Genomic DNA, 11,207 nt, shown 5'->3' on the forward strand with positions numbered 1-11,207 from the left:
GTACTAAATTTAGCATAATCATATCAATTTTAATAGAAAATGGAAGTTTTTCTGCGATTTGTAACAGTAAATACAGCTTTAAATTTCTGTCATCGCTAAGTTGAAACCTGAAGCTCAATCTGTTTTCAATCTGTATCTTGGTCTGTATTTTAATTTGTATTTCAATTGTCTTTGTGCAGGTATTCCAAACTTTGGTAATAAGCAAATGGTAGTGAGCAAATGATGGCAAGTGCTGTTCCTGACTGGCTAAGAGGGCTCTGGAAACGGTTGTCGATCGAAACCGGAGACGGACAGCGCGACACTGAAACACAGGTGTTTTATCTGCAAACTTCGACCTGTTTTGGAGATTTGCGAATTCCAATCGACCGCCCTGGCTTGACCCAGGCAAGCTTCTCGTCTCTGGCTTTAGCCGATGCTCTGGCACTATCACGCCAGCAGGGATTTGCAGGCATTACCCAGTTTGAGCAGGGATGCTGTCAGTGGATGAGATATATCGATTACCAGCCGCCACAGCCTGTTCGGGATATCGGATTGCTGTATTGGGACAATGACATTTTGATCGAGGAAGGAATTGATCAAATATATCGGGAAGAATGGCAAAAGGTGGACGATGGCAATGGTGATTATACGGCTCTAGTTCTAACTGAAGCTTTAACTGACGATCCTTCATCCCATTCTGCTACAAACTGGCAAGCCAGCTTGGTCATTGCCGGAGATTATTTTGTTTACACCCAGAATCGATCGTTTTCCTTACCGTCAAATGGCTCCCTAACCGATTGCCTCCTTCAGGCCACCGCCCCTGAAAAACAGCAAGACTATCTTGCCTGCGAAATTTCGTTTGGGCATTGTCGATCGGGTCGAGTCCCGTGGGAAATTCAGCGATCGACGATACCCCAGCGCGAAGGCTCTGCTCTGTGGTCTGCGTCAGATTTGACAATTGACCTGGAGAACCAGCGAGTTTTGCAGGCTACTCATCAGAATGATAGTGGTGAGGTTGAGAGGAAAATGCAGCAGGAAATCCGAGAATGGCAAATCTGGGAATGGGGTACGGGCCAGGTATTTGTTTTCTAAGTTAGGGCTGAGACATCGTTTCGATTTAGTTTCGATACAGTTTAATTTATCTTCTGGTATCCCTTATGGTGATTAGTCTGAGTAACATTTCCAGTCAAAAGAAAAGCACGTTTTTTGCTGCGCCTCTGTACACCTCCGCCGCACTCTTGACGTTTGAGCAGCAGCATATTTTTCGGCAAACCTGGCTTTATATTGGACGAGCCAAGGAACTCATGCAGTCGGCAACCGTTAGGGCAATCGAGGTCGCTGGAACCAGCGTCTTGATCACTCACGGCAAAGATGGCAATCTTCGCGCGTTTCACAATGTCTGCCCGCACCGAGCCGCCCTGTTTTGCAGTGAGGCGGGGCTGTATCAGCTCAAGCATCTGATTTGTCCCTATCATGCCTGGACTTACAGCTTAGAAGGTGATTTGGTGGGTGTTCCCAGAGAAGAACGGTTTGCGTCTGAGTTTTGTCGATCGGACTACCCGCTAACGCCAGTTCGATTGGAGCAGTGGCAGGATTTTATGTTTCTCTGCTTTTCAGATGCTGCTCCGCCGCTAATCGAGTTTCTGGGCAGCATCCCTGCCGCGCTAAACGAGCACTTTACCCCCCAAACAACCCTGCTGCTACAAAAGCAATATTCGGTGCAGTGTAACTGGAAGGTGTATCACGACAATACCCTGTGTGACTATCACGTTGCCGTGGCGCATCGCACGACGCTGGATGTTGTTCAGGGTCCGGTGAGCCGTTACCAGCATGAATTTGATGCATTTGTGAATCTGCTGTACACACCAACAACCAAGGATTGGCGATCGCAGAATTCGGTGCTCGCGGAACTCAACGATCGCAGTCGTGAGGGCTTCTTTACCTTTGGCATCTTTCCAAATCTGCATCTGCTGGCATTGCCCAATGGAGTGATTGCTTGGCTCCGCATTGACCCGGTGAGCGTAGACCAGAGCCTGCTCAACCTGGAGATCTACGGGGTGCTTGAACTCAGTCCGTCGATCGATCAGCTATCGCAAGACTTTGAAAGCTTTACCGCAGAAGATATGGCAATTACTGAAAGTGTGCAACGAGGCTATTCGAGCGGGGCATATCATTCAGGCCCAGTAAATCAGCTAGAAGATCGTATTGTGCACCAGCAGCAAATCATTTGGCACTATTTGCAGGCAGGGTTGCAGCGCGCTCGATCCAGCGTTTCCTCAGAAATCGCAGCACTATTGTCAGATTAATCTTTTAGGCTAACAGCTCGGCGATCGTTGCCTCAATCAAAGTGGTATCTGCGGCGTTATATCCTGGTCCTCCGGCACAATGTCCCCAAATGGACTGCATAATTCTTAATTCGGCACTCGGCATGTGCGCCACTTCGATCGCATTATCTTCCGGTGGAAAGTACAAATCAGTCGCGCTGGGCATCACGATCGCCTTTGCCCGAATCGATCGCAGTGCCAGGGCAAAATCGCCTTTGTAAAGCGAATTGTTGCTGATGTCCCCGTGCTGCCACGTCCAGAGCATGGCTAGCAGGTCATTGGCATCCCAACTGAGATGATCGTCTTCCCACCATTTCAGCAGGGCTTCCACCGTCTCGAATCCCAATTCTCGATATAGCCCTTCTCGATAAAATGCCTGTGAATATGCCCACCCTGCATACACCCGTCCAAATGCCTTAAGTCCTGCCGTTGGTGGCTCGGTGTAACGCCCGTTTTGCCAGGTGGCATCGGCAGTCAAAGCCGCCTTTACCCCTTCTAGAAACACGCGATTATGCACCGAGGTTTTTGCCGAACCGCAGTAGGGAAAAATGCGCTCAACGCGATCGGGATACAGGGCTGCCCAGTGATATGCCTGCTGCGCTCCCATCGACCAGCCCAGAACCAGGGCAATGCGCTCAATGCCAAACTGTTCGGTAATCAGGCGGAACTGACACTGAATGTTGTCGTACAGCGTCACGTGGGGAAATGCCGCACCGTCTGGAATATTTGTGGCTAAAGTATTGCTGGCTAAAATATTGCTGGGCGAGGAGGACAGCCCATTACCAAACAAATTGGGCACGATGATGAAATAGCGATCGGGGTCAAGGGCTCGGCCAGAGCCAATCAGAACTGCATTGCTACGATGGGTTCCCGTGTAGTGGGTCGGAAAAATAATCACATTATCTTTTTGAGCATTCAGCGTCCCGTAGGTGGCATAGGCAAGTTTTGCATCAGGCAAAATCTCACCCGATTGGAGCTGAACGTTTCCCAACTCATAGACTTCGTAGTCGATCGCCATATTTTTTGCTAAGGATCACGGATTCAATAAGCTTTAATTCTCCATCTGAAGTGCTTCTGGTGGGTGCTGTTCTGTTGGTGCTCTTTGATGGGGCGGTATTACACAATTGTCTTTGCTCCGTCTACCACGATCGATGCTCCATGCATCAGGGCAGGGGCATCTGCCGCCAAAAACAGCGCAACCTGAGCGATTTCTTCGGGTGTTCCCAATCGACCGATCGGCATGGTGGCAATTCCCTGATTCCTGGCTTCAACGGGGTCTGAATCAACGTTAAATTCCTGTTGCAGCATTGGGGTATCGATCGGACCAGGACAGAGCGCATTAATCCGAATATTGGCTTGGGCATATTCCAGTGCCAGGGCACGGGTAAAGGACAACACGGCTCCCTTACTGGCGCAATAGGCAGCATAGAAGGGCTGTGCCACGATCGCTAATTCTGAAGCAGTATTGATAATCACGCCATGACCCTGCTGCTGCATCTTGGGAATGGTTTGCTGGCAAAGGGAAAACACCGAAAGAAAATTGACCGTCATGATTTGTTCTAGAGTGGCATGATCAGTCTGGTCAAAGGGAAGGACGGCAGAAATGCCCACATTGTTATAAAGAACATCAATCCGTCCATAGGTGCGCCAGCAGGCTTCTACGGCTTCGGCACACTGAGCAACGATCGATAAATCGGCGGCGTAAAACTCAAACTGATAGCTCTGGGCAAGTAGTTCTGCGGCAAAGGCTTCTCCGGCTGCGACATTTCGATCGATTCCAAAGACGATCGCGCCCTGTTCGCAAAAGAGCTTAGCAGCGGCTTTGCCAATTCCCGAACTGATACCCGTGATAATCGCAACTTTATCCTGAAGTCGATTCATTAGCCAATCTAAAATGAACTTACTGAGCGATGACTTTAGCGAACCCAATCCCTGATCAAAGCGAACTCATGACCTCGATCACCTGGTCAGAAGTCGTAACGCTGCCAAAAAGACCGCCCTCTATTTTGACCATTTCGATCGCTGCCCAATGCAGCCGCTCATCGCTTTCTGCGCAGCAATCCTCCAGCAGCAGGGTATCATAGCCGCGATCGCTCGCTTCTCTGAGGGTGGTATGTACACAGACGGCAGTTGTCACCCCGCAAAGAATCACGTTCCGAATGCCTCGCTGCCGCAGCAAATGATCCAGATCAGTGGCATAGAACGCTCCGCTTCCTGGCTTATCGATAATCGGTTCTCCCGGTTGAGGACTCAGTTCGGGAATAATATCCCAGCCTGTCTCGCCGCGAACCAGCAATCGTCCCATCGGACCTTCGCTGCCAATTGCAGCACCCGCTTTTTCGTTGCGCCAACGTTTTGTTGCAGGCAGATCCAGCAAATCCGATCGATGTCCTTCCCGGGTGAAAAAGACCGAAAACTGCTTTGCCCTTGCAGCGGCTAACAGGCGTTGAATTGGGGCAATGGGGGCTTGGGTCAGAGAAATATCATATCCCTTTTTTGCCAGGTATCCGCCCGGACTGCAAAAATCTGCCTGCATATCAATCACGAGAATCGTAGTGTTGTGCGGCTGCAAATTGCCGTCATACGGAAAAGGATGAGGATCAGCCGGAATATACATAATTGGGAAAGTCTTGATGAGACAAAGATAAGACAAACCAGTACAAAATCTTTTAATTCTAAGCCGAGCCAGAATCAATATTTCGAGCTGTGATGAGGGAAGACGAGGAACAGAAGGACAGGAAGAATAATAGTTGTTTCAACGGTCATCATTCTCACTCTATGCAATGAGCATGATCGATGTAAACAAACTTAATTGATTCGGATTGACCGCGATCGATAACATTCCTTGTATATGTTGATACAAAACTGTTCAACCCGACTCAATACACTACAAGGCTGTGCTGTGATCGTGCATCGGTGTTGAGGCCGCTCATTTTTTTGAAAATATCGTGCGGTTCAATTAAGAAATCCGTTAACCGATTGACTAAATATTGCGATACATTGCGATCGCCTTTTGCAAAAGTATCCAGAATAACCCAGTGAAAGTTTCTAAATTTTCTCTGCTCGTCTTCACCCTACCGCTTTTCTAATGGCTCAACTTTTATCTCCCGAACTGGAATCGCTCAAATCAACCCTGGAAGCGCAGGGAGTTAAATATGCACTGGCAAGTTTTGTGGATATTCATGGTATGTGCAAAGCCAAAGCCGTGCCTCTGTCCCATTTCGGTCAAATGATGCGAGGTTCGGAACTGTTTACAGGAGCTGCGCTAGACGGTGTACCGCAGGATGTTAGCGATGAAGAAGTTGCAGCAATGCCTGATCCTGCCTCTGCCACAATCTTGCCCTGGAACTCGGAAATTGCTTGGTTTGCTAGCGATCTCTACCTGGAAGGAAAACCGTTTGAGGCGTGCTGCCGCAGTATTTTGAAAAGAGTGCTGGCACAAGCCGCAGAGATGGGCTTCGGCTTTAATTTGGGAATTGAAACGGAGTTCTTTATTCTCAAAGAAACAGCAGACGGTAAGCCAATTCCAATTAGCGATCGCGATGTGCTGCATAAACCCTGTTACGACGTGCAAGGGCTGCTAGACAACTATGCCTGGGTGACAGAAATTGTCGAGGCAATGAATCAGCTCGGCTGGGATGTGTATTCGTTTGACCACGAAGACGGCAACGGACAGTTTGAAACCGACTTCGCCTACACCGATGCCCTGACAATGGCGGATCGCTTCACGTTCTTCCGGCTGATGGTGAAGGAAATTGCTCGCAAACACGGCTTTTTTGCCACTTTTATGCCCAAACCTTTTGCCAACCGCACGGGCAGCGGCGCACACTATAATATGTCGCTGGCAGACCTGGAGACGGGCAAAAATCTGTTTGAGTCCGCAGACGATCCGCGTGGCTGTGGGTTATCGAAGCTGGGCTATCAGTTTATTGCGGGCGTCTTGCGTCATGCTCCGGCGATCTGTGCGACGATCGCTCCTACGGTCAACAGCTACAAACGCCTGATTGCCCGAGGCAGTATGTCGGGCTTTACCTGGGCACCCATTTACATTTGCTACGGCAACAATAACCGGACGAACATGCTGCGAATTCCGCTGGGTGGCGGCAGGGTCGAGTGTCGTGCGGCAGATATCTCTACCAACCTGTATCTGGGGGCAGCGATGATTTTGGCAGCCGGACTGGAAGGAATTCGCGAAGGACTCGACCCGGGTGAGCCGCACACCGAAAATATGTACAAGCAGTCCCTCGCAGACCTGCAAGACATGGGAATTCGCTTTTTGCCGCGCAACTTGGAAGAAGCGATCGCCGCCTTTGCCGCAGATCCTTTAAGCGAGCAGGTGATGGGGTCGCTGATGTACCGGACGTATATCGACTTTAAATCGCAGGAATGGCAGGCGTATCACAACCACGTTTCCGACTGGGAGATTCAGCGGTATCTCAAGTTCTTCTAGTCAGGACGATTCTCCTCGTTGGGGGAATTGCTCATGGATTGCTCGTTTCATTGTTTATTTCATGAACTCAAGGAGGAAATACCGCGAGTGGCTCACTCTAGCACGACCGAACCAGGCAGTCCTAATTTTGCTCCGCTCCCGTCAAACAAGCGCTACCTGAAGCCGTCTGTATTCTGGAGTATCCGTCAGGGATTTCCTCGCTGGCTTTCACTGACGGTCGGGGCGTTATCGCTCCTGATTCCGTTTATTGCCTGGACGATCGTGAGCTATGCTGGCGTGGTTTCCCCGATGTTTTTACCGACTCCCACGGCAGTGCTTCAGGCAGGGCTGCAAATGCTGACTGAAAATAACCTGTTGCTTGATATTGGGGTGAGCAGTGCCAGAGTGGCGGGCGGCTTTCTGCTGGCAGCTCTAATTGGAGTGCCGATCGGATGGGCAATGGGTGCGTTTCACAGTATGGATAGCCTGTTTGCGCCGATCGTTGGAACGGTGCGCTATATGCCCGTTACGGCGTTTGTGCCGCTGATCGTCATCTGGGTAGGACTGGGCGAAGAATCAAAGATTCTTATCATCTTTTTGGGCGTGGTTCTTTACAACGCGATGATGGTGGCGGACGCGGTAAAGTTTATTCCCAATGAAATGATCAATGTTGCCTATACGCTGGGTGCGACTCGTCGAGATGTGTTTTTTAAGGTGATTCTGCCTGCCACGTTCCCCAGTGTGCTGGATACATTGCGCGTCAACATTTCCGGTGCGTGGAACTTTCTGGTCATTGCCGAACTACTGGCAGCTCAAAGCGGTTTAGGGTTCAGAATTATTCAGGCCCAGCGATTTCTACAAACCGAAAAGGTGCTGTTTTGTATTGCGGTGATTGGCTTGATTGGGTTGATCATTGACTATGGCTTGAAGTGGCTTTCGGCAAAACTCACCCCTTGGGCAGACCAAATTCGCAGCTAGACCCCATTCAGGCGGATCCTGCTCACTATTTAGGCAGATTGCGCGGAAATTGTATTTTGATTTACATATTGCGGGGTGTGAATCATATTTAACTGATGATTGGCAACACGCTTAAAATCTTGCATTCACCCATTCTCTTTGCTTAGCAATAATTTTGTTTGACCAATGTTTGACGAACAGCTCAGGACACCCAGATATGCTTGATACCCGCTTCGGTCATCAGCCACGAGAATTGAATACTGCGGATGGGAGTTCCGAAAGCATTGCAGTTCAGCCCAAAATGGAAATTCGATCGCTCTCCAAGCAGTTCTCGATGCGGGGCGACCAGCCGTTAACCGTTCTTCAGGACATTAACCTGAAACTTTATCCTAGAGAGTTTATCTGTCTGGTGGGTGCATCGGGCTGCGGGAAGTCAACGCTGCTGAATATTGCCGCAGGGCTTGCCACTCCCTCGACTGGACAGGTGTTAGTGGATGGGGAAGATGTAACTGGGCTGCCCGGTTCCGATCGCGGTATGGTGTTTCAGGGCTACACGCTGTATCCCTGGCGAACGGTCGCTCAAAACGTTGCCTTCGGGTTGCAGCTTCGCAAGTTGCCCAAGGTTGAGCAAAAAGAGCGAGTGTCCTACTTTCTGGATGTCGTGGGGCTAACCCAGTTTGCCAATGCCTACCCTAAACAGCTTTCTGGCGGTATGAAGCAACGGGTGGCGATCGCCCGTGCCCTGGCAAATGAGCCGTCGGTTTTGTTAATGGATGAACCATTTGGCGCACTCGATGCCCAGACCAAAGAGCAGATGCAGCAATTTTTGCTCGACGTTTGGGAAAAGACGCACGTCACGGTTTTGATGATTACCCACGATATCGAAGAAGCAATTTTTCTGGCACAGCGCGTCTATGTAATGGGGGCGCGTCCGGGACGGCTCAAGCAGGTGATAGAAACGCATCTACCGGAGCATCACGATCTGGAGGTTAAGCTTTCGCCAGAATTCATCAGCATCAAACGAGAGATTATCCGCCTGCTACATGAGGCTGAACCCTAACCTGCGATCGCAGATTGCACGCCGTAATCTTCGCTGCACTGTTATCGTGCAAGCCTTCGGGCAAAGCGTTGATTTCTGTTTCAAGTCGTTTTGGTTAAGTTTATTCGTCGATCGCATTAAAGGAATATCGGAGAGTTATGAATCGGACTACCGCTTTACTCAATCGTCGTCGTGCGCTCATGCTGATGGGGGGCTTGGCAGGCGGGTTGGCGTTACATGGCTGTACCCAGGGCAATGCTGGCTCTTCGTCTAATGCGGCATCTCAGACCATCACCTCTGGGGTAAATCCCTGGCCCGGCTTTTCAGGACATTTTGTCGCACTGCAAAAAGGTTTCTTCAAGGAAGAGGGGCTAAATGTTCAAGAAGCTTTCTTTCAAAGTAACAGTGATGAAATAACCGCTTTCCTGGCAGGAAAACTGGATGTTGCCTGGCTCACGTCAGGGGATGTACTGCAATGTATTGAGAAAGATCCAACAATCCGCATGATTTATGTGGTGGATTATTCCAATGGCTCAGATGGCATCATCGGGCGCAATATCAAGTCTCCGGCTGACCTGAAAGGCAAAACTGTTGCTCGCGAAAACATTCTTTTTCAAAATGTGCTGCTGCAAGCTTATTTAGCTAAGGGTGGTTTAACCGAGGCAGATATCACCCTTAGGGATATGACCGCGGCCGATGCAGCCACTGCATTTGCGTCTAGACAGGTTGATGCGGCAGTCACTTTTGAGCCGTGGTTAACAAAATCAGCCAAGGACGGGGGCGGAGAAGTGATTTTCAGCAGTAAAGATACTAACTTGATTGCTGATGTCATTGCGACTCGTCAGCCGATGATTGAAACACGCAAAGCAGATTTGCAGGCTTATTTGCGGGCGGTTGATAAAGCGGTGAAGCTGGTCAATGCCAGTGACGCAGAGGCGATCAAAATTACGGCAGACAAACTTGGAGTTTCTGAAGCAGAAGCCAAATCCCAGATTGCCGGGGTAAAAATCTTTGATATTGCCATGAACAAATCCATCGGCTTCAATGCCAATAGTCCTAACAATGTGATGAAAAACTTCGAGCTCAACCTGAAAGAAGGTGCCCGAATGAAAGTTATTTCCGATGGTATGCAGATTGATAAACTTTACGATGATTCAATTCTGATGTCTCTGTAGGGTCAAGGAAGCAGCCAGGAGATCAAGAATTGTGGGAGATCAAGAATTGCGGTTATGTCGCACAGAGTTTGTAGTAACCAGTAATTTGCATCGTTTGCGTTGTTGTAAGGTCTGGATCAACGCAGCAAGATGACTCCCACGATCGCTTCCGCTATAAATCCATCTGCCGATTCATCTCATCCCCACTGTTGCAATGCTAGGGTCGAGCAAGGAGGGGAAGGGGATGACTTCGTTCCGACTGACACGACGACGATTTCTGCAAGCAGCGGGAGGAGCAGGCCTCCTGACGGTTTTAGGCTGCAATGGGCAGGAGCAAAACATGGTGACGCTTTACACCTTTGGCGATTCGATTCTAGATTGTGGACGGTACAACGAGTATGGCGTCCATCCGGGGCAACTGTTAGTACAGAACGATAACCGTCTCTTTGCTGAATTTGAGGGACAGGATCTCGCCTCGATCGGATCTGCCCGCTTAGAACACCGTGCTCGTGATGGCGCAACGGTTGAAGGTTTACCTGCTCAAATCAAGGGATTGCAGGTTCAGGGAAAGTCAATTGCGCTGATCACGGTAGGCGGCAACGATCTGCTGCGGGGGCTGATCGCCGATACGGGTGCAGGAATTGCAGGCTTTGCCAGTGCCCTCGACGCTTTTGTACAGCAGTTGCCCATCCGTCCGGTTTTGCTGGGTAGCGTCTATGATCCCACCCTGGGAGATGACCGTCGCAATTTCGTAGGGGTTGAGCCAGCGATCGCCCGTAACAATCTTGGGCGAATGAATACCGCCATTCAAGACATTGCCGATCGCTATGGGCAATTTGTCGATCTGCATGCTCATTTCCTGAAAGGCGATCCTTCCTGGTTCACTGCAACGATCGAACCCAGTTTGCGAGGAGCATCTGAAGTACGGCGCGCTTTCCTTCCTTATGTGATGCAACTAGTGTGATGCACCTAACGCCAAAAGTGTAATTTTTTGTGTTCCTTGCATCGATTGAGATCTGTGGGATACCAAAACCTGATCGCGCCGACAGTAGATTTCCCGGCTAGCCTTTTGTCACTTTTCATCATTGCAGTTCGGCGACCTCGTGCGCTTGGGTAAAAAAGGCTTTTGCTGCTGCCCTATTTTGCTTTTCAGGCGTTGCTGAATCGGGATATGAAGGGTGCAAATTCAGCTTCTGTATCGCCCCCTAAATCCCCCAATGCTGAGGGACTTTGAATTCTGGTTCCCCCAAAGTTGGGGGGCTAGGGGGGCGTATCATACGCTTATTCAGCAACGCCGCTTTTCACTCAGCCTCACAAAGTTGAGA

General features: G+C 49.8%; 11 protein-coding genes. 7 read left to right on the forward strand and 4 right to left on the reverse strand.

What is annotated here, in order from left to right; all coding sequences use genetic code 11:
- Positions 1–229: hypothetical protein (locus tag H6F80_RS29415; protein WP_206755060.1), on the reverse strand; the 229-nt coding region annotated here is incomplete at its 3' end.
- On the opposite strand from H6F80_RS29415, the gene H6F80_RS10750 reads away from it, so the two are divergent.
- Both H6F80_RS10750 and H6F80_RS10755 read left to right on the forward strand, forming a co-directional pair.
- Positions 220–1,071 (forward strand): hypothetical protein, encoded by an 852-nt coding sequence (locus tag H6F80_RS10750; RefSeq protein ID WP_190791553.1) that lies wholly within the window; start codon positions 220–222, stop codon positions 1,069–1,071. The genes H6F80_RS29415 and H6F80_RS10750 overlap by 10 nt on opposite strands.
- 65 nt (positions 1,072–1,136) lie before the next feature.
- Positions 1,137–2,285: an aromatic ring-hydroxylating oxygenase subunit alpha gene (locus H6F80_RS10755; protein ID WP_190791554.1), complete on the forward strand. Its 1,149-nt coding sequence runs from the start codon at positions 1,137–1,139 to the stop codon at positions 2,283–2,285.
- A gap of 4 nt (positions 2,286–2,289) precedes the next feature.
- Here the strand turns inward: H6F80_RS10755 and H6F80_RS10760 are convergent, their stop codons facing one another.
- The 3 genes from H6F80_RS10760 to H6F80_RS10770 all read right to left on the reverse strand — a co-directional run bounded on the left by H6F80_RS10760 (position 2,290) and on the right by H6F80_RS10770 (position 4,920).
- Positions 2,290–3,321 carry an alpha/beta fold hydrolase gene (locus H6F80_RS10760; protein WP_190791555.1) on the reverse strand — a complete coding sequence of 344 codons (1,032 nt, stop codon included), beginning with the start codon at positions 3,319–3,321 and terminating at the stop codon, positions 2,290–2,292.
- A 98-nt stretch (positions 3,322–3,419) separates the two neighbouring features.
- A complete protein-coding gene (locus H6F80_RS10765) occupies positions 3,420–4,184 on the reverse strand; it encodes an SDR family NAD(P)-dependent oxidoreductase (RefSeq protein WP_190791556.1) in 765 nt (254 codons plus the stop codon).
- Between the two features lie 55 nt (positions 4,185–4,239).
- Positions 4,240–4,920: a cysteine hydrolase family protein gene (locus H6F80_RS10770; protein WP_190791557.1), complete on the reverse strand. Its 681-nt coding sequence runs from the start codon at positions 4,918–4,920 to the stop codon at positions 4,240–4,242.
- Positions 4,921–5,391: 471 nt separating this feature from the next.
- On the opposite strand from H6F80_RS10770, the gene glnT reads away from it, so the two are divergent.
- The 5 genes from glnT to H6F80_RS10795 all read left to right on the forward strand — a co-directional run bounded on the left by glnT (position 5,392) and on the right by H6F80_RS10795 (position 10,846).
- Positions 5,392–6,753 (forward strand): type III glutamate--ammonia ligase, encoded by a 1,362-nt coding sequence (glnT, locus tag H6F80_RS10775; protein WP_190791558.1) that lies wholly within the window; start codon positions 5,392–5,394, stop codon positions 6,751–6,753.
- 87 nt (positions 6,754–6,840) lie between these two features.
- A complete protein-coding gene (locus H6F80_RS29815) occupies positions 6,841–7,710 on the forward strand; it encodes an ABC transporter permease (RefSeq protein WP_518523555.1) in 870 nt (289 codons plus the stop codon).
- 196 nt (positions 7,711–7,906) lie between these two features.
- The gene (locus H6F80_RS10785) at positions 7,907–8,749 is read left to right on the forward strand and encodes an ABC transporter ATP-binding protein (protein ID WP_190791560.1); all 843 of its coding nucleotides are present in this window, start codon (positions 7,907–7,909) and stop codon (positions 8,747–8,749) included.
- 179 nt (positions 8,750–8,928) lie between these two features.
- Complete coding sequence (locus H6F80_RS10790; RefSeq protein ID WP_190791561.1) at positions 8,929–9,903, forward strand: ABC transporter substrate-binding protein; 975 nt, start codon at positions 8,929–8,931, stop codon at positions 9,901–9,903.
- Between the two features lie 223 nt (positions 9,904–10,126).
- Positions 10,127–10,846: an SGNH/GDSL hydrolase family protein gene (locus H6F80_RS10795; RefSeq protein ID WP_190791562.1), complete on the forward strand. Its 720-nt coding sequence runs from the start codon at positions 10,127–10,129 to the stop codon at positions 10,844–10,846.
- The last annotated feature ends 361 nt before the right edge of the window (positions 10,847–11,207 follow it).

It is taken from the genome of Leptolyngbya sp. FACHB-711, from assembly GCF_014695615.1.
GTDB lineage: Bacteria > Cyanobacteriota > Cyanobacteriia > Elainellales > Elainellaceae > Leptolyngbya_A.